Source organism: Stutzerimonas sp. LR2, assembly GCF_055755175.1.
On the sequence record NZ_JBVTRR010000006.1, the window covers coordinates 42,579 to 66,328 of the forward strand.

21 protein-coding genes are annotated in these 23,750 nt (G+C 67.5%); 6 read left to right on the plus strand and 15 right to left on the minus strand.

Annotation, left to right across the window (positions count from 1 at the left end; translation table 11 throughout):
- Window positions 1-85 precede the first annotated feature (85 nt).
- Window positions 86-2,116: a methyl-accepting chemotaxis protein gene (locus tag ACVRRC_RS19605; RefSeq protein ID WP_014597746.1), complete on the plus strand. Its 2,031-nt coding sequence runs from the start codon at window positions 86-88 to the stop codon at window positions 2,114-2,116.
- A gap of 9 nt (window positions 2,117-2,125) precedes the next feature.
- On the opposite strand, the gene ACVRRC_RS19610 is transcribed toward ACVRRC_RS19605, so the two are convergent.
- The 3 genes from ACVRRC_RS19610 to ada are packed head-to-tail and all read right to left on the minus strand — an operon-like array spanning window position 2,126 to window position 4,289.
- Window positions 2,126-2,905, minus strand: coding sequence for a TatD family hydrolase (locus tag ACVRRC_RS19610; protein ID WP_013984059.1), 780 nt, complete (start codon window positions 2,903-2,905; stop codon window positions 2,126-2,128).
- Between the two features lie 49 nt (window positions 2,906-2,954).
- Entirely contained in the window at window positions 2,955-3,197 is a 243-nt protein-coding gene (locus ACVRRC_RS19615; protein WP_013984058.1) for a hypothetical protein, read from the minus strand.
- A gap of 51 nt (window positions 3,198-3,248) precedes the next feature.
- Window positions 3,249-4,289 carry a bifunctional DNA-binding transcriptional regulator/O6-methylguanine-DNA methyltransferase Ada gene (gene ada, locus ACVRRC_RS19620; protein WP_423565536.1) on the minus strand — a complete coding sequence of 347 codons (1,041 nt, stop codon included), beginning with the start codon at window positions 4,287-4,289 and terminating at the stop codon, window positions 3,249-3,251.
- A 157-nt stretch (window positions 4,290-4,446) separates the two neighbouring features.
- Between ada and ACVRRC_RS19625 the strand changes: the two genes are divergently transcribed.
- Window positions 4,447-5,337 (plus strand): PA4780 family RIO1-like protein kinase, encoded by an 891-nt coding sequence (locus ACVRRC_RS19625; RefSeq protein WP_017244499.1) that lies wholly within the window; start codon window positions 4,447-4,449, stop codon window positions 5,335-5,337.
- Window positions 5,338-5,413: 76 nt separating this feature from the next.
- On the opposite strand, the gene ACVRRC_RS19630 is transcribed toward ACVRRC_RS19625, so the two are convergent.
- The 3 genes from ACVRRC_RS19630 to ACVRRC_RS19640 are packed head-to-tail and all read right to left on the minus strand — an operon-like array spanning window position 5,414 to window position 11,005.
- Window positions 5,414-6,880: an efflux transporter outer membrane subunit gene (locus ACVRRC_RS19630; protein WP_472997393.1), complete on the minus strand. Its 1,467-nt coding sequence runs from the start codon at window positions 6,878-6,880 to the stop codon at window positions 5,414-5,416.
- On the minus strand, window positions 6,877-9,921 hold the full coding sequence (locus ACVRRC_RS19635; protein ID WP_181090124.1) for an efflux RND transporter permease subunit: 3,045 nt from the start codon (window positions 9,919-9,921) through the stop codon (window positions 6,877-6,879). The genes ACVRRC_RS19630 and ACVRRC_RS19635 overlap by 4 nt, the downstream gene beginning before the upstream one ends.
- 4 nt (window positions 9,922-9,925) lie before the next feature.
- Complete coding sequence (locus ACVRRC_RS19640) at window positions 9,926-11,005, minus strand: efflux RND transporter periplasmic adaptor subunit (RefSeq protein ID WP_472997394.1); 1,080 nt, start codon at window positions 11,003-11,005, stop codon at window positions 9,926-9,928.
- 246 nt (window positions 11,006-11,251) lie between these two features.
- Here ACVRRC_RS19640 and bfr point away from each other — a divergent pair, with 246 nt between their 5' ends.
- Window positions 11,252-11,719: a bacterioferritin gene (bfr, locus tag ACVRRC_RS19645; protein WP_014597740.1), complete on the plus strand. Its 468-nt coding sequence runs from the start codon at window positions 11,252-11,254 to the stop codon at window positions 11,717-11,719.
- A gap of 42 nt (window positions 11,720-11,761) precedes the next feature.
- On the opposite strand, the gene ACVRRC_RS19650 is transcribed toward bfr, so the two are convergent.
- The 3 genes from ACVRRC_RS19650 to ACVRRC_RS19660 all read right to left on the minus strand — a co-directional run bounded on the left by ACVRRC_RS19650 (window position 11,762) and on the right by ACVRRC_RS19660 (window position 16,702).
- On the minus strand, window positions 11,762-13,684 hold the full coding sequence (locus ACVRRC_RS19650) for a methyl-accepting chemotaxis protein (protein ID WP_045159684.1): 1,923 nt from the start codon (window positions 13,682-13,684) through the stop codon (window positions 11,762-11,764).
- A gap of 176 nt (window positions 13,685-13,860) precedes the next feature.
- A complete protein-coding gene (gene cueR / locus ACVRRC_RS19655) occupies window positions 13,861-14,310 on the minus strand; it encodes a Cu(I)-responsive transcriptional regulator (RefSeq protein ID WP_014597738.1) in 450 nt (149 codons plus the stop codon).
- 13 nt (window positions 14,311-14,323) lie between these two features.
- Window positions 14,324-16,702 (minus strand): heavy metal translocating P-type ATPase, encoded by a 2,379-nt coding sequence (locus ACVRRC_RS19660; RefSeq protein ID WP_045159683.1) that lies wholly within the window; start codon window positions 16,700-16,702, stop codon window positions 14,324-14,326.
- A gap of 148 nt (window positions 16,703-16,850) precedes the next feature.
- Here ACVRRC_RS19660 and ACVRRC_RS19665 point away from each other — a divergent pair, with 148 nt between their 5' ends.
- Window positions 16,851-17,042 carry a heavy-metal-associated domain-containing protein gene (locus ACVRRC_RS19665; RefSeq protein ID WP_011914634.1) on the plus strand — a complete coding sequence of 64 codons (192 nt, stop codon included), beginning with the start codon at window positions 16,851-16,853 and terminating at the stop codon, window positions 17,040-17,042.
- 12 nt (window positions 17,043-17,054) lie between these two features.
- Here the strand turns inward: ACVRRC_RS19665 and ACVRRC_RS19670 are convergent, their stop codons facing one another.
- Window positions 17,055-17,702: a TetR family transcriptional regulator gene (locus ACVRRC_RS19670; protein ID WP_011914633.1), complete on the minus strand. Its 648-nt coding sequence runs from the start codon at window positions 17,700-17,702 to the stop codon at window positions 17,055-17,057.
- 201 nt (window positions 17,703-17,903) lie between these two features.
- Between ACVRRC_RS19670 and ACVRRC_RS19675 the strand changes: the two genes are divergently transcribed.
- Entirely contained in the window at window positions 17,904-19,076 is a 1,173-nt protein-coding gene (locus ACVRRC_RS19675; RefSeq protein WP_017244488.1) for a Bcr/CflA family multidrug efflux MFS transporter, read from the plus strand.
- A 2-nt stretch (window positions 19,077-19,078) separates the two neighbouring features.
- On the opposite strand, the gene ACVRRC_RS19680 is transcribed toward ACVRRC_RS19675, so the two are convergent.
- The 3 genes from ACVRRC_RS19680 to ACVRRC_RS19690 form a co-directional block, all read right to left on the minus strand.
- The gene (locus ACVRRC_RS19680; RefSeq protein WP_011914631.1) at window positions 19,079-19,243 is read right to left on the minus strand and encodes a hypothetical protein; all 165 of its coding nucleotides are present in this window, start codon (window positions 19,241-19,243) and stop codon (window positions 19,079-19,081) included.
- A 100-nt stretch (window positions 19,244-19,343) separates the two neighbouring features.
- Window positions 19,344-20,294 (minus strand): adenosine deaminase, encoded by a 951-nt coding sequence (locus tag ACVRRC_RS19685; protein WP_014597735.1) that lies wholly within the window; start codon window positions 20,292-20,294, stop codon window positions 19,344-19,346.
- 448 nt (window positions 20,295-20,742) lie between these two features.
- Window positions 20,743-21,330, minus strand: coding sequence for an IMPACT family protein (locus ACVRRC_RS19690; RefSeq protein ID WP_045159682.1), 588 nt, complete (start codon window positions 21,328-21,330; stop codon window positions 20,743-20,745).
- Window positions 21,331-21,526: 196 nt separating this feature from the next.
- On the opposite strand from ACVRRC_RS19690, the gene ACVRRC_RS19695 reads away from it, so the two are divergent.
- Window positions 21,527-21,856, plus strand: a complete 330-nt coding sequence (locus ACVRRC_RS19695) for a four-helix bundle copper-binding protein (RefSeq protein ID WP_017244486.1) — start codon at window positions 21,527-21,529, stop codon at window positions 21,854-21,856.
- Between the two features lie 45 nt (window positions 21,857-21,901).
- On the opposite strand, the gene ACVRRC_RS19700 is transcribed toward ACVRRC_RS19695, so the two are convergent.
- Together ACVRRC_RS19700 and zigA are read right to left on the minus strand one after the other, a co-directional pair.
- Window positions 21,902-22,546 carry a DUF1826 domain-containing protein gene (locus ACVRRC_RS19700; RefSeq protein ID WP_472997395.1) on the minus strand — a complete coding sequence of 215 codons (645 nt, stop codon included), beginning with the start codon at window positions 22,544-22,546 and terminating at the stop codon, window positions 21,902-21,904.
- Window positions 22,546-23,748, minus strand: a complete 1,203-nt coding sequence (zigA, locus tag ACVRRC_RS19705) for a zinc metallochaperone GTPase ZigA (RefSeq protein ID WP_017244484.1) — start codon at window positions 23,746-23,748, stop codon at window positions 22,546-22,548. Before zigA ends, ACVRRC_RS19700 begins: the two co-directional genes overlap by 1 nt.
- Window positions 23,749-23,750 lie beyond the last annotated feature (2 nt).

Below are 23,750 nucleotides of genomic sequence, written 5' to 3' on the forward strand. Positions count from 1 at the left end.
CCCGGCAGATGCCACTCTCTGACGAGCCCTGCTGCGCGCTGCAATTGCGTGCAAGCCCATACCAATAAGATTTGGGAGACGTCGTGTGAATAGCCTGTTGTATCCCGCGATCGCGTTCATGAACCGCCTGAGCTTCGGCATGAAGTTCAGTCTGGTCAGCGTCCTGTTCTTCGTTCCCATGCTGCTGAGCAATTACTACCTGGTGCGCGAGTCGTACCGGGCCTTCGTCGGCACGCGAACGGAGCTGCAGAGTCTGGAACTGCTCGGTTCGACCCTGCAGGTACGGCGCAGCATGGAGGACTGGAAGGACCTGGTGCGCATCGAGTCGATCATCGGCCAGACCGGCAACGTCGAGGCTCTGGGCACCCGCCTGAGCCGTATCGAGGCCGAGCTGTCGGCGCAATTGCAGGCCCTCGCCCCGGTCAGCGATGCGCCCGAGCAGGTGGCGGAATTCAATGCCCGGCGCGACGAGCTGGTGGCCGGCCTGCGGGCGGCTCAGGCCGAGCAGTCGCTGCAGTCCAAGGCGGCGATGGCCGAGACGCTGCTGGGTCAGTCGCAGGTGATGATCAAACTCGTGGCCGGGCAATCCGGGCTCAGCCAAGACCTCGAGCGCGAGGTTCGGCTGCTGGCCGAACTGCTGACGTCCGTCACGCCGGCCATCAGCGCCTCGCTCGGCCAGGGACGCGCGGTAGGCTCCTACACCTTCGGCCAGGGTTACCTGAACTCCGATGCCAGCAACACGCTGGACAACCTCGTGCTGGAGCTGGAGAAGCTGCAGGTGCAGTACGCCGCGCAGTTGCAGGACGCGCTGGCGGCCAGCGAGGCCGCGAGGCGGCGTCTGGATGCGCTGGCGAGCGCCAGCCGCGAGTCGCTGCAGGTGAGCAGCGACATCCTGCAGGACGAGGTGATCATGGCCGATGCGCTGGATCGTCCCTGGGAACAGTTCTACGAGCGCATCAGCGCGCAGATGGCCAAGACCTACGAGCTGAACGATGGCGTCCTCGACTTTCTTGCCGTGGAACTCGGCGAGCGGCTGGAGCAGAAGCGCCTGCTGATGACCCTGCTGCTTTCCGCGCTGGCCGTGGTGCTCTGCCTGGTGGCCTATCTCTATGCGGGGTTCTACGCCTCGACGCGGGCATCGCTGCGTAGCCTGGGGGAAATCATGGGCAAGGTTGCCGATGGCGATCTGACCGTGCGTTTCCAGGTCCGCAGCCGCGACGAACTGGGTGAGCTGGGCCAGGTGTTCAACACCACCGTGGCGCAGGTTCGCGAGCTGATCGAGCGGGTCGGCCAGACCGTCGCCGAGGTGGAACGCCAGGCCGGACGGGTGGAGAGCGTTTCCGGCGAAAGCAACCAGACGGTGTCCGAGCAACGCGGCCAGATCGAGCAGGTGGCCACTGCCATGAACGAGATGTCGGCCACCGCCCAGGCGGTTGCCACCAGCGCCGAAGCCGCGGTGGGCAGCGCTCAGAGCGTCAACGAAGAAACCGTCAACGGCCGTGCCCTGGTGGTCGCGCAGGTGGGCGGGATTCAGCGCCTGGCCAGCGAGATCGAGCAGTCGGTCACCGTGATCAACCAGCTCGCCGGTGACAGCCAGGCGATCAGCCAGGTGCTGGACGTGATCAAGACCATCGCCGAACAGACCAACCTGCTGGCCCTCAACGCGGCCATCGAGGCGGCCCGCGCCGGCGAGCAGGGACGCGGTTTCGCGGTCGTGGCCGACGAGGTGCGCGGACTGGCACAGCGCACGCAGAAATCCACGGCGGAAATCGAGCAGATGATCGCGCGCCTGCAGAACGGCGTCGGCGCGGCGGTCAAGACCATGCATGCCAGCCATGCGCTGGCCGAAGACACCGTCGGCCAGTCGGCGCAGGTGGAGCAGGCGCTGGAGCACATTCTCGATGCGGTCGGCCTGATCGTCGATCAGAACCAGCAGATCGCCGCAGCCGCGGAGCAGCAGACGGCGGTGGCTCACGATATCGATCGCAACATCGTCGCCATCAACGAGGCCGGCCAGCGCACCGCCGAGGGCGCCGGCCACACCGAGCAGGCGAGTCGGGAGCTGACCCAGCTGGTCGGCCACCTGCAGCAGCTGATCGCCGCCTTCCGCGTCTGACGGGGCGGCTCAGCGCCAGCCGAACAGTTCGCAGCTGTTGCGATAGCTGGCCGCCGCCAGCGCGTGCGCATCGATGCCCTTGAGGTCGGCCAGGCGTCGGCAGATTTCCGGCAGCAGCTCGGGGCTGTTGCGTTCGCCGGCATGGCCGGCGGGTGGAATGTCCGGCGCGTCGGTTTCCAGCACGATGGCCTCCAACGGCAATTGCCGCAGTACCCGATGCATCCGCTGCGCCTGGGGCCAGGTGCCGGCGCCGCCGAGACCGAGCCTGAATCCGAGGCGCAGATACTCGCGCGCTTCCTCCCAGCTGCCGCTGAAGGCGTGGATGACGCCGCTACGCTCGAGCTTGTAACGCTTGAGCGTGGCGATCATCGGCGCATGGGCGCGGCGCACGTGCAGCAGCACCGGCAGGGAGAAATCGGCCGCCAGCGCCAGCTGCGCCTCGAGCAACCGTTGCTGGCGCTCGATGTCCGGGTTGTCGATGTAGTAATCCAGGCCGATCTCGCCGACGGCGCAGAGCTTAGGCTCGCCGCGCAGACGTTCCAGCCAGTCGCGCAGCTGCTGCACGTGGGCGTCCTGGTGCTCCTCGAGAAACACCGGATGCAGGCCCAGCGCCGCATGCACCGACGGTTCGTCACAGGCCAACTGCCAGACCCGCTGCCAGTTGGCGGCATGCACCCCGAGCACCACGATGCGTTCGACACCGGCGTTCCGGGCGCGGGCGATTACCTGCGCCCGGTCATCGTCGAACATCTCGAAGTCGAGGTGGGTATGAGTGTCGATCAGCTGCACGAGGGCTCCATGCGGTCTGCGAGGGCGGGTGGGCAATGCTACCGGGACTTCAGCGGCTTTCCTCTTCGATCTGGATATCGCTGACGCCCAGTTCGCTCAAGCGGCTGGCTTCGCTGGGGTGCACCGGGTTCTCCCAGGGTGCGTCGACCGCGGCACGCGGCTCGCGGACATGATGCAGCAGGATCTCCAGCTCGGCCTGTTCGAGACCGGGCATCTCGAACGAGCTGATCAGCAGCGAGGCGGGCTCGCCATTGATGCGGTAGTGGATGCGGTAACGCTTCAGTTCGGTCATGACGGCTTCCTGCGGTGGGCGGCACTGCAATATCCGACCGCTGAAATCCGCTCAGGCTCCCGACTCGCCTTGCCCTTCCCGATCGAGCAGCCTGGCCTTGCGCGCCAGGCCCCAGCGGTAGCCGGTCAGCGCGTTCTGGCTGCCGACCACGCGGTGGCAGGGTACCAGCAGGCCGATCGGGTTGCTGGCGCAGGCACGCGCCACCGCCCGCGCGTGGCTGCCGAGGGTCGCCGCCAGCTCGCCGTAGCGGCGTGTCTCGCCGGCGGGAATCTGCTGCAGCGCCTGCCAGACGCGCTGCTGAAAGGCTGTTCCGCGCAGGTCGAGCGGCAGCTGGGTGGCGCGCTGCGGTTCTTCCAGCTGGCTGACGATTGCCTGCAGCCAGTCGCCCAGCCCGGCCTGATCGCGGTGCAGGTCGGCGGCGGCGAAGCGCGAGCGCAGCTCCTGCTCCAGCGCGCCTTCGTCATCGCCGAACAGCAGGGCACAGATGCCCTTATCGCTGGCCGCAAGCAGCAGCAGGCCGAGCGGGCAGGGCGCCAGGGCATAGCGCAGGGTTTCGCCGGCGCCCTTGCGACGCCGTTGTGCCGGGGTCAGCGCCCGTGCCTCGGCATAGGGCGCACGGGTGCCGGAGTAACCGACGGCAAGGGCGGCATCCAGTACCGAACCGGCCTCGGGCAGTTGGGCATCGAGGCGTTCACGCCGGCGCGCGGTTGCCCAGGCATGGGGCGTCAGACCGGTGCGCGCCTTGAAGGCGCGGGCCAGATGCGTCGGCGACAGGCCGATACGTGCAGCCAGCTGGGGCAGTGTCATGGGCGCGGTGGCTTCGTCGAGCAGGCGACAGGCGGCGACGACCAGCGCGTCCAATTGCTCGCTCGGGCTCGGCCCCATCGGTGAGCAGCGTCGGCAGGGACGAAAGCCGGCGGCGTGGGCCGCTTCGCCATCGGCAAAAAAGGCCACCCGCTCGCGGGCGGGGCGGCGGGCCGGGCAGCTGGGCCGGCAGAAGATGCCGGTCGAGCGCACGGCGAAGACGAAACGCCCATCGAAGGCGGCATCGCGCTCGCACAGCGCCTGCCAGCAACGGTCTTCATCGAGCATGACGGTGCTCCAGGGAATGATGGCTCGATTGTCGGCGCTGAACGTGCTGTGCGCCAATCCAAAGCGCGCTTTCAAACTCGATGGCAGGCATGGAAGCCGGTTTGTGATTGCCGTAACCTGCAACACCGCCCCTGACCGAAGGACCTGCAAGCCGCTGATGAAAACGCCTAAACGACTCGAACCGCTGATCGAGGATGGCCTGATCGACGAGGTGCTGCGGCCGCTGATGAGCGGCAAGGAAGCAGCGGTGTATGTGGTGCGCTGCGGCGACGAGCTGCGTTGCGCCAAGGTCTACAAGGAAGCCAACAAGCGCAGTTTCCGCCAGGCCGTGAAATACCAGGAGGGGCGCAAGGTGCGCAGCAGTCGCGACGCGCGCGCCATGGCCAAGGGCTCCAAGCACGGGCGCAAGGAGAAGGAAGAGAACTGGCAGAACGCCGAGGTGGCGGCCCTGTTCCGCCTGGCTGACGCCGGCGTGCGGGTGCCCAAGCCCTACGACTTTCTCGATGGTGTCCTGCTGATGGAAATGATCGCCGGCGAGGATGGCGATGCCGCACCGCGCCTCAATGATGTCGACCTGCATCCGGACGATGCCCGCGAATTCCACGCCTTCATGATCCATGAAGTGGTGAAGATGCTCTGCGCCGGGCTGGTGCACGGCGACCTGTCGGAGTTCAACGTGCTGCTCGACGAGCACGGCCCGGTCATCATCGACCTGCCGCAGGCCGTGGACGCGGCGGGCAACAACCATGCATTCGAGATGCTTGAGCGGGATGTCGGCAACATGTCGGCCTATTTCGGCCGCTTCGCCCCGGAGCTCAGGTTCACCCGCTATGCCAAGGAGATGTGGGCGCTCTATCAGCAGGGCAAGCTGACCCCTGAGACCGAGCTGACCGGCGAGTTCGCCGAGCCGGAGGATGCGGCGGATATCGATGCGGTGATGCGGGAGATCAAGGCGACGCTGGCCGAACAGGCGCGGCGGGAGGCCATGCGGGGCGCAGAAGACGGCGAGCCGGACGAGGCGCCCGAGCCGCCCTGGATGAAGGGGTGATGGTTCTGGCTACTCGGCCCGGCCGCTGCCGAGTAGCCCATTCGCCAGCCGGCTTGCATTGTCACCAACCGACCCCTCAGGGCGCTGACTGATCCTCAGAGACCGCCGCACCATCCGCGGCGTTCCAGCCACCGCCCAGCGCCACGTACAACGCCACCTGCGCGGTCGCCAGTGCAGTGCGGCCTTCCAGTGCCCGCTGGCGCGCCTGCAGTGCGCCGCGCTGGGCGTCCAGCACCTCGCTCAGGTTCGCCTCGCCCAGCTCGTAGCTGCGCTGCGCCAGCCGGTGCGCGCGCTCGCGGTGCTCGCGGGTGCGGCTGAGGGCGGCGTGTCGACGTTGCTGGCCGGCGATGCGTGTCAGGCCGCGTTCGACCTCCTCCAGCGCGCGGGCCAGGGCCTGCTCGAAGGCGATGTAGACGGTCTCGCCTTCGGCATCGGCTAGTTCGATGGCGGCGCCACGGTTTGCATAGTCCAGCAGCGGCAGACCGAAGGTGGCGCCGACCCGGGCGAAGTTCGAAGCGCTGGAAACGGCGTCGCCCAACGCGAAGCCGGAGCGCCCCACGGCAGCCTGCACCGCCAGTTTCGGGAACAGGTCGCGGCGGGCGGCCAGTGCCTGCAGTTCGGCGGCATCCAGCCGCGCCGCTTCGGCGATCAGGTCCGGGCGACGGCGCAACAGGTCGATGGGCTGACCGGCGGCGATGCGCGGTTCGGCCAACGGCACCGCCGTACTGGCGGCGAGCTGGACGGCGCTGCTGCCCGGCGGCGCGGCGAGCAGGGTATCCAGTGCCAGCTGCGCTTCGGCCAGGTGGATATCCAGCTCGTCCAGATCGGCTTCCAGCGATGCGCGTTCGGCGGAGGTGGCCTCCACGTCCAGCCGGGTCACCTCGCCGGCGTGAAACAGCAGCCCGGCGATGCGCTCCAGTTCGCGCGCCACCTCGATGCCTTCGACCAAGAGCGCGCGCTGCCCCTGCAGCGCGCGCAGTTGCAGATAGCCTTGCGCGGTGTTGGCAGCCACGGCCAGGCGTGCGGCCACCGTCTGCGCCTCGGCCGAGCGCAGTTGCTGGGCGGCGCTGTCGCGTCGGGCGCGGGTGGCGCCGAACAGGTCCAGCTCCCAGGTCGCCTGCAGCGCCAGTTCCCAGCTGTCGAAGGCGATCGGGTCGTCGTCCGGAATGAACTCGGCCAGCGGGCTGCCGGGTTCGGCGTCCTGGTCGTTCTCGATCCACTGGCGGCTGGCCGAGCCCGGCAGGTCGAAGCTCGGCAGCAGGCCGGCGCGCGACTGGCGCAGCTGCGCGCGGGCGCTGTCGACCCGCGCCATGGCCAGGCGTACATCGTGGTTCTGCTGCATGGCGCGGTGGACCAGCGCGGTGAGCTGCGGGTCGTCGAACTGGCGCCACCAGCTGGCCAGCGACTCGGCATCGGCCGGGTGGGCGCCGGCGGCGCTGAACCAGGTATCCGGCAGTTGCGGCGCCGGGTGCTGCGGTGCGCTGGAGCAGGCACTCAGGGCCAGGGCGAGCAGCAGCGGAGCGGCTAGGGCCTTGGCAGTCATGCGGTTTCCTCCGGGCGCACTTTCATCAGCAGCAAGTACAGGCAGGGCACGGCGAGCAGGGTCAGCAGCGTGGCGAAGCCCAGGCCGCCCATGATGGTCACCGCCATGTTGGCGAAAAACGGGTCGAACAGCAGCGGCACCATGCCCAGCACCGTGGTGCCGGCGGCCATCGTCACCGGGCGCAGACGCGAGGCCGAGGCCTCGATGATGGCGGTCAGGCGCGGCACCTCGGCGGCGATCTGCCGGTCGATTTCATCCACCAGCACCACGGCGTTCTTGATCAGCATGCCGGTCAGGCTGAGCAGGCCAAGCAGCGCCATGAAGCCGAAGGCCTGGCCGGTGAGCAGCAGGCCGAAACTCACGCCGCAGATGGCCATGGGCACCACCGCCCAGATCATCAGCGGCTGGCGCACCCGGGCGAACAGCAGCACGGTGACCAGCACCATCGCCAGATAAGGCACCGCCAGCGTGCTGGCCAGCGCCTGCTGGGCATCGGAGGACTGCTCGTAGTCGCCGCCCCACTTCAGGCTGTAGTTGACCGGCAGTTCGATGCCCTCGATCAGCGGCCGGATGCGCTCGTGCGCCTCGTTGGTGTTCTCGCCGTCGCGCGGTTCGGCGCGGATGGAGATGGTGCGCTCGCGGTCGTAGCGCACGATGATGCCGTCCTCGCTGCTCGGTTCGATGCGGTCGGCGACCTGCGCCAGCGGCACGTAACCGTTGCCGGCCGGGCTCCAGATCAGCCGTTGCAGCAGGTTGTCGGCATCGATGCGGTCATCCGGCGCGGCGCGCAGCAGCACTGGGATCAGCTCGTCGCGCTCGCGCAGCAGACTGACGCGCTGGCCCTCGCTGCCGGCAGCCAGTGCGCGCGCCACCGCCTGGCGGGTCAGCCCGGCATCGGCGAGGCGATCCAGCGCCAGCTGCGGGCGCAGCACCAGCACCGGCTGACGCCAGTCGTCGCGCACGTTGAGCACCTGGCCCTGCTCCTGCAGGCGCTTGCGCCCCTCGGCGGATATCTCGCGCAGCACCTCGATGTCCGGGCCGCTGATGCGCGCCTCCAGCTTGGCCTCGGCATTGGGGCCGAACATGAACTGGGCGGCGCTGACGTCCGCCGATGGATAGCGCTGCGGCAACTCCTGATTGATCTGCCGGACCAGGCCGTCGATCCGCTCGGCATCCTCGGTGCGCACGAGAAAGTGCATCAGCGAGGCATTCGGCTGCTCCGGCATGTAGGTGAGCATGAAGCGCGAGGCCCCGGCGCCGATGAAGCTCGACACATCGCTCACGCCGTCCTGCTCGGCCAGGTACTGCTCGACCTCGCTGGCGGCGCGCGCGGTATCGCGGATATGCGTGCCCTGCGGCAGGAACAGGTTGACGTAGAACAGCGGCGTGCTCGACGGCGGGAAGAAGCTCTGCGGCAGACGGGTGAAGATCACCGCACTGATCACCGTCAGCACCAGCAGCGCGCCGATGGTCAGCTTCGGCCGGCGCAGCACGCCTGTAGCCAGCCGGCGGTAGCGCGCGTACCAGGGGCCGTCGTATGCGGCATCGGCATCCTCGTCGGCGCCGGCATTGCGCAGCAGGTAATGGCCGAACAGCGGTACCAGCAGCAGGGCCAGCAGCCAGCTGAGCAGCAGCGACACGGCGATGACGAAGAACAGCGAGAAGAGGAACTCGCCGGTGGTGTCCTGGGACAGGCCGATGCCGGCGAAGGCCAGGATGCCGATGATGGTCGCTCCCAGCAGCGGCCACTGCGTCTGCTGCAGCGTCTGCTGCGACGCCTCGAGAATGCTCTTGCCCTGGCGCTGACGCACCAGCATGCCGTCGCAGACCACCACCGCGTTGTCCACCAGCATGCCCATGGCGATGATCAGCGCGCCGAGGGAAATCCGCTCCAGCTCGATGCCGGCCAGCCACATCACCAGCAGCGTGCCGAGCACGGTGAGAAACAGCACCGCGCCGATGATCACCCCGGCGCGCAGGCCCATGGCGATGCACAGCACGCCGACCACGATGGCCACCGAGAGAAACACGTTGAGGGCGAAGCTGTTCACCGACTCGTCGACGATGCGGTGCTGCTCGTACAGCGGGTGCAGCTCGGCGCCCAGCGGCATGCGGTGCTCGTTGGCCTGCAGCACCGCCTCGACGCTGTGCCCGACCTCGACGATGTTCGCCCCGGACACCCCGCTGATACCCAGCGTCAGCGCCGGCTGGCCGTTGTGGCGGATGATCTGCTGCGGCCGCTCGGCGTAGTCGCGCGAGAGCTTGGCGATGGCGCCCAGCTCGACCCGTTGCGGACCCTGGCCGACCGACAGTGCGCGCAGCTCCTCCAGGGAATCGAACGCCCCGCTGGGGCGCAGGCGCACGAAGAAATCGCCGGCGTTGACGCCGCCGGCCTCCACCGCGGCATCGGTATCGCCCAGCGCTGCGGCGATCTCGTCCGGGGCGATGTTCATCGCCGCCAGCTGCGCCTGATCGACCTCCACCAGGATGCGTTCCTCCTGCACGCCGGCGATCTCCACCTTGCCGACGCCGTCGGCGGTGAGCAGCGCGCGGCGCAGGTCCTTGGCCGTTTCGTGCAGTTCCTTGAGCGTCAGACCGTCGCCGGTCAGGGCGTAGAAGATGCCGTAGACATCGCCGAAATCGTCGTTGACCTGCGGCGGCTCGATGCCTGGCGGCAGGTCGCCCTGGGCATCGTTGATCTTGTTGCGCAGCTCGTCCCAGATCTGCGGCAGCGCGTCACCGTCGTAGCGGTCCTGCATCTCCACGCGGATCTCGGCGATGCCCGGCATCGAGCGCGAGCGGATCTCCTTGATCTGCGACATCTGCTGAATGGCGCTTTCCAGCGGCTCGGTCACCTGCTGCTCGACCTCCAGCGCCGTGGCGCCGGGGTACTGCACGTTGACGATGGCCTGCTTGATGGTGAATTCCGGGTCTTCCAGGCGGCCGATCTCGAAGAAGGCGAGGATGCCGCCGAGCAGGCAGGTGAGCACCAGAATCCAGATATTGACCGGCCGAGTGATGGCATAACGGGCGAAATCCATCGGCTCAGTTCCGCTCCCGCGCTTCGATCGGCTGGTCCTCGTGCAGCTTGCTGCCGCCGGCGACGATGATCGGCAGCTGCGCCTCCAGGCCCTCGCCGCGGATCAGCGCCTGATCGCCCTCGACCTGCTGCAATTGCACCGCGAGCCGCCGCGCGCGGCCCTCATCGGCTTGCCAGATGAAGTGCTTGCCGTCGCTGCCGGTCTGCAGCGCCGACAGCGGCAGGCGAAAGCCCTCATCCTCAGTCTGTGGCTGTGCGGGGCGCTGCAGGCTGACGCGCATGGCCATGCCCGGCAGCAGGTTGTAGTCCTCGGGCGGCTCGCCCTGCAGCACCAGCCGGTAGGTGCGCGCACCTTCGCGCGGCTGGGTGCTGTGCTCCTTGTAGCGCAGCGGCAGGCGCAGGTCGGCGATCACCAGTTGCGCTTCGGCCTCGAGCTCGGGCCCGAGCGGGATGCTCAGCGCGGCGCTTTCCGGCAGATCGACGCTGACCTCGATCTGGCGGTTGTCCTGCATCTCGAACACCGGCGTGCCGACCGCCACCACCATGTCCGGCTCGGCCAGGCGGCGCGCCACCACGCCATCGAACGGCGCGTTCAGGGTGCTGTGATCGATATTGCGCTGGGCGCTGTCGCGCGCCACCCTCGCGGCCACGGTGTTGGCCTCCAGCGCCTCGATGGCGGCAGGGGCGAGAATGCCTTCGGCAAGCAGGGTGCGCTTGCGCGCCAGATCCGCCTCCAGCTGACGCAGGCGCGCCTCGGCTTCACGCAGCTGCAGGCGGTAGTCGGTGCGGTCCAGCTCCGCCAGCGGCTGGCCGCGTCTGACTCGGGTGCCTTCATCGATCAGGATGCGCTCGATGCGCCCGGCCACCTCGAACGACAGCTGGGTGGTGGTCACGCTCTGCACCACCCCGGAGAAACGCAGCGCCTCGGCCTGCGGCGCGGCGGGCTGCAGCGGCTCGACCAGCGCCACCCGCGGCGGCTTAGGTGCCGGCTCGGCCTCCGAGGAACAGCCGCCGAGCAGCGGCAGCGCGCAGACGATGAGGGTCAACCCGGCCTTGAACAGGGGGAATACTGGCGTTGACGTCATCGGGGCTCCTGTCTGATCGGCTGGACGACCGCCGCTGTCGGTCGTCGGGACTGTCAATAGAGCCCCGTGTCAGCTCAGGAGTTCGACAGGCGCCTGTCGTCGGCAGCGTGACCGGGAAGTCGATTTCTGCCCGCGCTCTGCCACACTGGAGGGTGCACGGCTGCGGCGCTGCAGCGCTTGACCGTGACGAACCCAGCGGGGATGCTTGCCCGCTGTCAAAGGCGCATCAGTCATGGGGAATACGCAATGCAAGGCCAGGCACCGGTAATCGACTATCTCAAGGAGCTGCTGCGCGGCGAACTGGCGGCCCGCGACCAGTATTTCCTGCATTCGCGGATGTACGCCGACTGGGGCTTCTCCCGCCTCTACGAGCGCATCAACCATGAAATGGAAGAGGAAACGCAGCATGCCGATGCGCTGCTCAAGCGCATCCTGTTCCTCGAAGGCACGCCGGACATGACGCCGGAGCCGATCAATCCGGGCAAGACCGTGCCGGACATGCTGCGCAACGATCTGGCGCTGGAGTACCGGGTGCGTGCGGCACTGGCACAGGGCATCGCCCTGGCCGAGCAGCATGGCGACTACCAGACCCGCGACATTCTGGCCCTGCAGCTGCACGACACCGAGGAAGACCACGCCTACTGGCTGGAGCAGCAGCTCGGCCTGATCGACCGCATCGGTCTGCAGAACTACCTGCAATCCCAGGCCAGCTGATCGCTGCACCGCGAGGCAGGGCCTGCCTCGCGGTGCCTCTTCTCAGAGCCGGAAGCGGCTCACCATCATCTGCAATTGACCACCCAGACGCGCCAGTTCGGTGCTCGAGGCGGCCGTCTCTTCGCTGGCGGCGGCGGTCTGCTCCGATACATCGCGCACGTTCACCACGCTACGGCTGATCTCCTCGGCCACCGCGCTCTGTTCCTCGGCGGCCGCGGCGATCTGCTGGTTCATCGCCTGGATGTTCGACACGGTGCGGGTGATGCTGCCGAGCGAAGCGCCAGCGCGGCGTGCCAGTTCGACGCCGCTGTCGGTCAGGTCGCGGCTGGTGTGCATGATCGAGGCGACCTGCTGGGTGCCGTTCTGCAGCGCGGCGACCAGCCCTTCGATTTCCTCGGTGGACTTCTGCGTGCGCTGCGCCAGCCCGCGCACCTCATCGGCGACCACGGCGAATCCGCGGCCGGCCTCGCCGGCGCGGGCGGCTTCGATGGCGGCGTTGAGCGCCAGCAGGTTGGTCTGCTCGGCCACGGCGCGGATCACTGTCATCACGCTGCCGATCTTGTCGCTTTCACTCTGCAGCGCGCTCATCGCCTCGGTGGAGCGCACCACGGCATCGGCCATGCGTTCGATCTGGTTGACCACCTCCAGCACCACGCGGTCGCCTTCACGGGCTTCACTATCCGCTTCGGTGGCGGCCAGGGCGGCCTGCTCGGCGTTGCGCGCGACCTCCTGGACGGTGGCCGACATCTCGTGCATAGCGGTGGCAACCTGGTCGGTCTCTTCCTTCTGGCTGTTCACCCCGGCGCTGGTCTGCTGGGTGACCGCCGACAGCTCCTCGGCGGCGGCGCTGATCTGGCTGACGCCATCGCGGATGCCGCCGATCAGCTCGCGCAGGGTCGAGCCCATCTGCTGGATGCCGCGTTGCAGCGCGCCCAGTTCGTCGCGGCGATGGACCTGCGCCGTCGGGCTGAGGTCGCCGGAGGCGATGCGCTCGACGTCGGCCAGGGTGGCACGCAGCGGCAGGACGATCTGGCGGGTGATCAGCCAGGCGGCCAGGGCGCCGAGCGCCAGTGCCAGCAGCGTGCTGATGATCAGGCGGGTGCGGGCGGCGCTGCTCTCCACATCGAGCCGGTCGAGCTGGAACTGATAGAGCGAGTCGCTGATGCGGACGATCTCCTTCTGCTGGTCGGTCATCTCCTGGCGTGCCTTGGCGATGGCGACGGTGGCCGCCTCCAGCGATTCGATGGCGCTGCGATACTCGCCGAGCACGGCACGGATCTGCTCAAGCGTCGCCGCGTGGTCAGCGTCGAGCGCGGCAGCGTGGCGATCCAGCGTGGCCTGGGCGGCATCCAGTTGCGCGTAGACGGCCTTGGCCGCCTCGGCACCCGGAGCCGCCATATAGACCCGCAGCAGGTATTGGGCGCGCTGCACGTCATCCTCGATCCGGGTGATGGCCTGGAACTGCGCGAAGCGCCCTTCATCGTATTCCGACAACCGCAGCACCTGGCCGGTGACGCCAGCGTTCAGCTCTGCCAGACGCGCGGCGGCACCGTCGATGGTGGTGCGCGCGGCGTTGGCCTGGGCGTAGCCCTTGCGCATGTCGTTCAGCGAGTTCTGGTACTGGGCGTTGTAGCCGGCCTGTTCCTTGAGCTGGGCGACGTTGATCGGGTTCTTGAAGGTGTCCAGCAGCTTGGTCTGCTGGGCGAGGTAGATGCCGAGGTTCTTGTCCAGCCGCTCGGTGGACTCGGCGTCGCCGTTGGCCAGCATGAACTGCAGGCGGGCTATGCGCAGGTCGGTGAGGGTCTTGTTCAGCTGCGAGATCTCGGTCATCCAGCCGCTGCGCTGGATCACGCTGCCCAGGCTGCCCCAGCCGTTCCAGGCGAGGATGAAGGTGAGGGCCAGGACGACGCCGAAGCCCAGTGCGAGCTTCCTGCTGACCCCGATATTTGCAAACCAGTTATTCATGGCAGTCCAAATCAAGATGAATTGTCGATGCGAGCGGGTACGCAGGGCGGCCGCTTCTGTCTTCGGCCTCACTGTCGGCCTGGCGCATGCGAACTTGAATGTCAGCCGAGGGACGGTTGCCCGCGTGCCTGCGCGGCAGCGAGCGATCGGCGGGCGTGTGAACGCCCGCGCGAGGATCAGGCCCCGCCCGCTCGGGCTGGTATGCCTGTCCGGGAGGGTGCGGGACGCGTGCTGCAGCAGCCGCTTTCGATGCCCTGCAGGATCGGGCAGTCCGGCCGATCATCACCCTGGCAGTGGTCGACCAGCTCCTGCAGCGTGTCGCGCAGGCCGACCAGCTCGGCAATCTTGCGGTTCAGCTCGTCGATATGCGCGCCGGCCAGGGCTTTCACGTCGGCGCTGGCGCGCTGGCGGTCCTGCCACAGCGCCAGCAGCTTGCCGACCTCCTCGAGGGAGAAGCCCAGATCACGAGCGCGGCGGATGAAGGCCAGCTGGTGCAGGTCGCGCTCGTTGTAGTGGCGGTAGCCATTGGCGCCACGCCCGGCGGGCGTGAGCAGACCGATGGATTCGTAGTAGCGGATCATCTTCGCCGTAAGGCCGCTGTGCTTGGCTGCCTGACCGATGTTCATGGCGTGCTCCCGATCATTCTTCCGGTTTCCAGGAACGCAGCAGCAGGGCGTTGCTCACCACGCTGACGCTCGACAGGGCCATTGCCGCACCGGCCACCACCGGGCTGAGGAAGCCGAAGGCGGCGAGCGGAATGCCCACCAGGTTGTAGATGAAGGCCCAGAACAGGTTCTGCTGGATCTTGCGGTAGGTGCGCCGGGCGATCTCCAGCGCTGCCGGCACCAGGCGCGGATCACCGCGCATCAGCGTGATGCCGGCGGCGTGCATGGCCACGTCGGTGCCGCCGCCCATGGCGATGCCGACATCCGCTGCGGCCAGGGCTGGCGCATCGTTGATGCCATCGCCAACCATCGCCACCACGGCGCCGCCCTTCTTCAGCTCCGCCACGGTGGCGGCCTTGTCTGCCGGGAGCACCTCGGCGTGCACGTCGTCGATGTGCAGCGCTTCGGCCACCACCCGCGCGCTGCCACGGTTGTCGCCGGTGATCAGGTGGCTGCGGATATGCCGGGCATCGAGTGCGGCGATCGCCGCCGCAGCTCCCTCCTTGAGGCTGTCACCGAAGGCGAACAGGCCGAGCACGCGCGGTTGCGGTGCGCTCTCCACCAGCCAGGAGAGCGTGCGGCCTTCGGCTTCCCAACGCTGGGCGGTATCCAGCAGCTCGCCCGGTTGCAGGCCGAATTCGTCCAGCATGCGCCGATTGCCCAGCGCCAGCTGCCGACCGTCCAGCGTCCCGGCGATGCCGCGGCCGCTCAGGGCCTGGCTCTTCTGCACATCCGGCACCGCGACGCCATCGGCTTCGCAGCGCTCCAGCACGGCACGTGCCAGTGGGTGTTCACTGCCACGTTGCAGAGCGCCGGCCAGGCGCAACAGGCTCGCCTCGTCACCTTCCAGCGCATGCAGGTGGATGATCTGCGGCTTGCCGGAGGTCAGCGTGCCGGTCTTGTCGAAGGCCACCGCATTCACCGCATGGGCGACTTCCAGGGCCTCGGCGTCCTTGATCAGGATGCCGTGGCGTGCCGCCACGCCGGTGCCGGCCATGATCGCCGCCGGTGTCGCCAGGCCGAGCGCGCAGGGGCAGGCGATCACCAGCACCGCCACCGCATTGATCAGCGCGACCTCGGCGGGCGCGCCAGTGAGCAACCAGCCGATCAGGGTGAACACGGCGATCACCAGCACCGCCGGGACGAACACCTGGCTGACCTTGTCCACCAGCTTCTGGATCGGTGCCTTGGCCGCCTGGGCGTCTTCCACCAGGCGGATGATCCGCGCCAGCACAGTCTCGCCACCGAGCGCGGTGGTGCGCACCAGCAGCCGACCCTCGCCGTTGATCGCGCCACCGGTGATGCGGTCGCCCGGCGCCTTGTTCACCGGCAGGCTCTCGCCGCTGATCAGCGCTTCGTCGGCCTGGCTTTCGCCCTCGACCACTTCGCCGTCCACCGGGAAACGCTCGCCGGGCTTGACCAGCACCAGGTCGTCCAGGCGCAGCGCGGCGATGGCGACGTCTTCCTCGCGGCCGTCGATCACCCGTGTCGCGCGGTCCGGACGCAAGGCTTCCAGTGCCCGGATCGCCGCGCTGGTCTGGCGCTTGGCGCGGCTTTCCAGGTATTTGCCCAGCAGCACCAGGGCGATGACCACCGCCGAGGCCTCGAAATACAGGTGCGGCATCTGCCCGGCCGGCGTCGCCCACCATTGATAGAGGCTCAGGCCGTAACCGGCGCTGGTGCCGATGGCGACCAGCAGGTCCATGTTGCCGGCACCGGCGCGCACCGCCTTCCAGCCGGCGACGTAGAAGCGCGCACCGAGGACGAACTGCACCGGCGTGGCGAGCAGGAACTGGATCCATGCCGGCAGCATCCAGTGCTGCCCGAACAGCTCGCCGAACATCGGCAGCACCAGCGGTGCGGCCAGCAGCAGGCCGGCGATCACTGCCCAGCGTTCGCGCTGCAGGCGTCGTTCGGCATCGGCCGCCGGGCGGCGCTCGCTGCTCGCCGTGGCGTGATAACCGGCTGCCTCGACGGCCTGGATCAGCGCGGCCGGGTCCGGCGGGCCGAGTACTTCGACGTGGGCGCGCTCGCTGGCCAGATTCACCGCCGCGCTGCGCACCCCGGGCACCTTGAGCAGGGCACGCTCGACGCGGCCAACGCAGCTGGCGCAGGTCATGCCGTCGATGGCCAGCTCCAGACTCTGCACCGGCACGCCATAGCCGGCCTTCTGCACGGCTTCGATCAGGGCCGCGAGGTCCGCCTCGCTGCTTTCGACGCGCACCTGCTCGTTGGCCAGGTTGACGCTGGCGCTGGCCACGCCCGGCACCTTGAGCAGGGCGCGTTCGACGCGGCCGGCGCAGCTGGCGCAGGTCATACCGCTGACCGGCAGCGTATGGGTGGCGCTGGACATGGCTGTGTCTCCTCGGATGGCGATGCGCTCAGGATCGACCTTAACCCTATGGCAAGGTCAACACCATGATCTGCGACAGCCAAGGCCTTGACCTTGCCAGGGTGGCAAGCTTGAGAATCGATCCATCCAACGATCGAGGAGAACGACGATGCCTGTATTCAACGTGAGCGGAATGACCTGCAGCCACTGCGAGCGCGCGGTCACCCAGGCCATCAAGGCGCTGGACGCGCAGGCCCAGGTGAAGGTGGATCTGGCGAGCGGGACGGTCGAGGTGCAGAGCAGCGCCAGCGAGCAGGCGATTCGCCAGGCGATCAGCGAGGAGGGCTATCAGGTGGCGTGATCATGCCGGCACTCAGGCACCGAGCTGGTCGGGGTCGTCCGGCCAGTCGCGGACCAGGCCGCGGAACAGCGGGTCGATCAGCGCCTTGGTGTCGACCAGCGGCGCGAACAGCCCGGTATCGCGGGTCCAGTCGGTGAACAGCCCGACCACCAGCGCATGCAGCGACAATGCCGCCAGGCGCGGCGAGACGCCAGGTCGCAGGCAGGCCGAGGCGTTGCGCAGCAGGTTCTCGCACAGATCGATGAACTGGTTGATGAAGGCGTGATGTCGCTCTTCGGCCTCGCGCAGCTCGTCGGTGAATTCGCACTTGTGCAGCAGGATGGTGAAGATCCGGCGCTTCTGCTCGTTGCTGGCCAGGGTGCTGATGGCCTCGACCGTCAGGTTGCGCAGGGCGATCAGAGCCTGCAGCGGCTGCTGCTGATTGCAGCTGCACAGACGCTCGGTCATCTGCTCAGGCGGCAGGCGGATCTGATTGAGCATCTCGTGGAACAGGTGCGCCTTGTTCTGGAAGTGCCAGTACACGGCGCCGCGCGTCACGCCAGCGTCGCGCGCGATCTGATCGAGACTGGTGTGGGCCACTCCCTTGTCCAGAAACAGCCGCTCGGCGGAGGCGAGGATGGCGATGCGGGTCTTCTCGGCTTCTTCTTTGGTTCGGCGCATGGGCAGGTTCGGCGGTAGCGGCTGCTTCAGGCATCCAGCAGCGGTGGAGGCGACCAGTGTAACGAGGCATCTCGTCGCGATGCATGTTTACAATCGGCGGTGTATGTAACAGCATCTTGCACGCCGGTGCAATTGCCCCACCGAGGCCGCGGTCCAAGCATTGGCCTCGGCACGTCCCTTTTCCTGCTTTGCGAGCCTCTGATGTCTTTGCGGATTCTCCTCATCCTGGGCGCGCTCAGCGCGTTCGGTCCCCTGGCCATCGACATGTACCTGCCTGCATTTCCGCTGATCGCGCAGGCCTTTGGTACCAGTGTCGATCACGTCCAGCTGTCGTTGGCGGCGTATTTCGTCGGTCTGGCCATCGGTCAGCTGGTCTACGGTCCGCTGGCCGATCGCTACGGGCGGCGCGGGCCGCTGCTGGTGGGCGTGACCCTGTTCACCCTGGCATCGCTGGCCAGCGCCTTCGCACCGTCGATGGACTGGCTGATCGGCGTGCGCTTCGTGCAGGCGCTGGGTGGCTGCGCCGGCATGGTGGTGGCGCGGGCCGTGGTGCGCGACCTCTGCGATCCGATGACCAGCGCCAAGGTGTTCTCACAGCTGATGCTGGTCATGGGCCTGGCGCCGATCCTCGCGCCGGTGGCCGGCGGTGCGTTGCTGGCGACGTTCGGTTGGCCGTCGATCTTCATCCTGCTGACGTTGTTCAGCGCGCTGTGCCTGGTGGCGGTGGCGCTCTGGCTGCCGGAAACCTACCCGCCGGGCTTGCCGCGCCAGCCGATGGCCGGGGCCCTGGGTCAGTACTTGCGGTTGTTCCGCGATCGTTTCTTCATGGGCCACGTGCTCACCGGCGCGCTGTGCATGGCGGGGATGTTCGCCTACATCACCGGCTCGCCGTTCGTCTTCATCGAGCTGTACGGCGTCAAGCCCGAGCATTTCGGCTGGCTGTTCGGTATCAATGCGGCGGGCTTCATCCTGATGGCGCAGGTGAACGTGCGGCTGGTGCGCTGGCGCGGGCCGGAATTCTGGGTGCGGCGCTGGGTGTGGTTCTTCTTCGCCAGTGCGCTGGCGTTGCTGGCAGTGGCGGCGGCGCAGCCCGAATCGCTCTGGCCCTTGCTGATCCCGCTGTTCTGTTGTGTGTCCTGCCTGGGCTGCCTGCTGCCCAATGCCACCGCCTGCGCCATGGCCGATCAGCGCGCCAATGCCGGCAGCGCCTCGGCTCTGCTCGGCAGCCTGCAGTTCACCATCGCGGCCATTGCCGCTTCCGCGGTGGGGGCGCTGCACAACGGCACCGCGGTGCCGCTGGCGGCGATCATGAGTCTGTGCGGGCTGCTGGCGACGTTGGTCGCCTATGGCACCGCCCGCGCCAGCACGGAGTGAGGTCAGGCGCTCAGCGGCAGCCGATGGGGCGCCTGCAGGCGCCGCTGCAGGGTCTCGGCGAAGGCCCTGGCCTCGGCTTCGCTGCGAAAGGTGATGCGCTGGCGATCCAGGCAGACCTGCCAGGCGCTATCGGGGTGGGGCGTCATGGGGCGGACGAGAATGTGCATGGCGATCTCCTCACGTGTCGAACGCCGCACAGTCTAGGCGCAGCCATGGCTCGCGCGGCGAGCCATGGTGTCGCAGGTCGGCCTTGCGCCGACGAATGGCTCAGTAGGCCAGGCGGGCGTCCAGGCTGTTCTGCGCCAGGCGGCGGGCCTGGGCTTCGGTCATGCCCAGGCTTTCGTGCAGCGCGACGAAATTCTCCGTGACATAGCCGCCAAAATAGGCCGGATCGTCGGAATTCACCGTGACCTTCACGCCCTGCTCCAGCAGGTCGAGGATGTTGTGCTGACGCATGTCGGCAAACACCTTGAGCTTGGTGTTGGACAGCGGGCAGACCGTCAGTGGAATCTGCTCCTCGATCAGCCGGGCGATCAGCTTCGGATCTTCCGCGGCACGTACGCCGTGGTCGATCCGGCTGACCTTGAGCAGGTCGAGTGCCTGCCAGATGTACTCGGGCGGACCTTCCTCGCCGGCATGGGCAACGGTCAGCAAGCCTTCGCCACGCGCCTTGTCGAACACGCGCTGGAACTTGCTCGGCGGATGGCCGACCTCGGAGCTGTCCAGGCCGACGGCGAAGAAGGCGTTGCGATAGGGCAATGCCTGTTCCAGGGTCTTGAAGGCTTCCTCTTCCGGCAGGTGGCGCAGGAAACTGAGGATCAGCCCGCTGCTGATGCCCAGCAGCTCACGGCCATCGGCCAGCGCGGCGCTGATGCCGTTGAGCGCGGCCTCGAACGGTACGCCGCGGTCGGTGTGGGTTTGCGGGTCGAAGAAGGGCTCGGTGTGCACCACGTTCTGCTCTTCGCACTTCTGCAGGTAGGCCCAGGTCAGGTCATAGAAGTCCTGCTCGGTACGCAGCACGTCGGCGCCAGCGTAGTAGAGATCGAGGAACTCCTGCAGGTTGCCGAAGTTGTAGGCGCTGCGCAGTGCTTCGACGTCATTCCAGGGCAGGGCGATCTTGTTGCGCTCGGCCAGACGGAACATCAGTTCCGGCTCCAGCGAGCCCTCCAGGTGCAGGTGGAGTTCGGCCTTGGGCAGGTTGTTGAGCCAGTCTTGCATCGCGAAATTCTCGTCTTGCGGGTATGAGGGCATTCTAGCGACGGGGCTGCATGACCGATATGGCCATCGGCCGTTTGAAGCGGCTATCAGTCGCCGATGCCAACGCGATGAAGCTCCCGTTGCATTTGGCGAAAATTTGACCAGTGGTCTGCGGGCCAAGAATGGCGCGGGCTGGCAAGGTTGTTCCCAACGTTATCCACAAGGTTCTCCACGTGAATCGGGCATAACTGGCAGCTGGCAGAACGCAATTGATGGCGTAACGTCATCGCTCGACCGGCCAGTCAAAAAACACCGAAATTCAAGCGTTTAACACGGCCTTACCGGGCGCGAAACACGTTCTGGTCAAAAAGTGTACAGATTTCTGCAGGCCCCGCGGCAGGCGCTTCGCAGCGCACCATACAATTGTTATCCACAATTGCTTCCACAGTTATTGTGGGCAAAGGCGCGTCTAGTCCAAGGCCTGCAGCCGGCTTCGCCCGCGGGTGATATCAGCGAGCAATCTGTCCAGTGGCTGCAGCTGGTCGGCGGGAAGGGCTATCTCCAGCGTCGCGCCTTCGGCGTCGAAGTGCTCGGCTTCCAGCAGCGCTTCAAAGTCCACCAGGCGCGCCTTGAGCAGCGCCAGTTCGGCGAACCGGCAATGACAACGGCAGCGCGAGCGTGACACCAGCTCGCTGCGCTCGCCCGCTTGCAGGCATTTGGCCGTGGTGCCGCCATAGGCGCGGGCCAGGCCACCGGTTCCGAGCTTGATGCCACCGAACCAGCGAATCACCACCACCGCGACCCGATCGAAGTCCTGCCCTTCGATGGCCGTGAGCATCGGCCGACCCGCCGTACCGCCGGGCTCGCCGTCATCACTGAAGCGGTACTGATTGCCGATCTTCCACGCCCAGCAATTATGCGTAGCGGTCGGATCGCTGACCGACTGGATGAATGCCTGAGCTTCTTCGGCGCTCTGCACGGGAGCCGCCTTGGCCAGAAAGCGGCTCTTGCTGATGACTTCCAGCAGTTCGCAGGGTGCGGAGAGGGTGAAGGGCATGGCGGGTGGCGGCTGTTAGTGCGGGGCAGCCATTGTAACGGTGCGGTCGTCGTTGCGCTGGGCTGGGGCCGTCCGGCGAATGAAATGAACTTCGCTGGCGCGGGCGACCCTACCTAGTACGAACGTCGTTCGGCCCGGCTCGGCGCCACCCGAAGGTGCCGACCATTTCATCGGCCCCGAAATGGAGGAAATGTGCATGCTCAATCCCCGCTACCAATCCTGTATCCAGGCCTGTTCCAACTGCGCACTGGTATGCGAGACCTGCGCGGCCTCATGTCTGCGCGAGGACGACGTGAAGATGATGGCGCGCTGCATCCAGCTCGACCGCGACTGTGCCGACATGTGCGCCATCGCGGCGGTGCTCATGACCCGCGACAGCCCTTACGCCAAGGCCTTCTGCAAGCTCTGCGCACAGGTCTGCCGCGACTGTGCCGAGGAATGCGGCCAGCACCAGCACGACCATTGCCAGGCCTGCGCCGAAGCCTGCCGCAAGTGTGCGGAGGAGTGCGAAAAGATGGCCGCGTGATCAGTCTCGTCGATCCGAAGGGCCGCAGTTGCGGCCCTTTTTGCTTCAGGCCAGCCAGTCCAGCGTCAGGATCAGGCGGGGCGCATCCGGTGCGGCAAGGGGCGAGCGATGAATGATCCCTGCGCCCTCGTTGCCCTGCCATTTCTCTCCCTTGAACAGTGCGACCTCGCCGACCTGCAGCCGCTCGACAGCGGCCGCATCGGTGGGCTCGGCTGATGGCTCGCCGAGACGCCGACGGGCCATGACCCCCTCACGCAGCCATTCGCTGCCCGCGCCGGCATAGGCGGTGATCAGCCGCAGCGGCACATGATCGACGTGGAAGCGCGGGCACATGGCCTTGTTCAGCAGCCGCAGGCGCAGGCCGATGCGTCGCGCGTCGACCAGACAGGCGAAGGCGCGGGTCAGCCAGGCGACATCGGCAACGAAGCCGGCATGGCCGGCAATGTCTCGATAGGCCGCCGCCAGGGTCGGCAGCTGCAATTCACCTTCGGCGCCCGGTTCCAGCGTCAGGGACTCGCCCAGCGGTTCGCCCAGCGCCAGCAGCGTCTCGGCGAAACCGTTGATGTGCAGGGGTAGTCGGCGCTGCCACACCGCGAGGTTGACCCCATCTTGCAGGGCTTCGGCGAGCACCGCCGGGGTATCGCCGAACAGCTGCCGCGGCTGCGGGCGAGTCGCCGCAAGCGCCAGCATCAGGCGACCTGCTCGTGCCAGGGGCCGAACGGGTCCGGCAGGCGCAGCCAGCCGTCGATGCCCAAGGCCCACTCGCTGTCGTTCAGCAGGCAGGCGTCCAGCTCGCGGCGCAGCTGGTCGAAGTCGATGTTCTGCCCGATGAAGACCAGTTCCTGGCGGCAATCGCCGAACTCGCCGCGGGATTTGCCAAGGATCGCCGTGCGGCTTTCGCGGTCGCTCGGCCAGGCCGACTCCGGCGTGAAGTGCCACCAGCGCCCGGCGTAGTCGTAGCGCATCAGCCCACCGGCCTGCGACCAGCTGCCGGCTTCCTCGGGGCGGGTAGCGAGCCAGAAGAAACCCTTGGAGCGCAGCAGGCGGCCGTTGCTCCACTCGCGGTTGAGGAAGTTGTAGAAACGCTGCGGATGGAACGGCCGGCGCGCCAGGTAGGCGGTGGAGGCGATGCCGTATTCCTCGGTTTCCGGCACATGCTCACCGCGCATTTCCTTGAGCCAGCCCGGCGCCTGGGCGGCGCGTTCGAAATCGAAACGGCCGGTGTCGAGGATTCGGTCGAGCGGCACCTGGCCCATGCTCATCGGCAGGATCTCGGCGTGGGTGTTGAGCCGGCCGAGGATGGCGGTCAGCTCTTCGCGGTCGGCCGCGGAGATCAGGTCGATCTTGCTGATCAGGATGACGTCGGCAAACTCCACCTGTTCGATCAGCAGCTCGGTGACCGAGCGTTCGTCGTCCTCGCCAAGGGTTTCGCCGTGGCTGGCCAGGCTCTCGGCCTCGTGGAAGTCGCGCAGGAAGTTCACCCCGTCGACCACCGTGACCATGGTGTCCAGGCGAGCCAGATCGGCCAGGCTCTGGCCCTGTTCATCGCGGAAGGTGAAGGTCTCGGCCACCGGCAGCGGTTCGGAAATACCGGTGGACTCGATCAACAGGTAGTCGAAGCGGCCCTCGCGGGCGAGCTTGCCGACTTCTTCGAGCAGGTCTTCGCGCAGGGTGCAGCAGATGCAGCCATTGCTCATCTCCACCAGCTTCTCTTCGGCGCGATTGAGGCTGACGCCGCGCTGCACCTCGTTGCCGTCGATGTTGATCTCGCTCATGTCGTTGACGATCACAGCCACGCGGCGGCCGTCGCGGTTCTTCAGGATGTGGTTGAGCAGGGTGCTCTTGCCGGCGCCGAGGAAGCCGGACAGGACGGTTACAGGGAGGCGGTTCATGG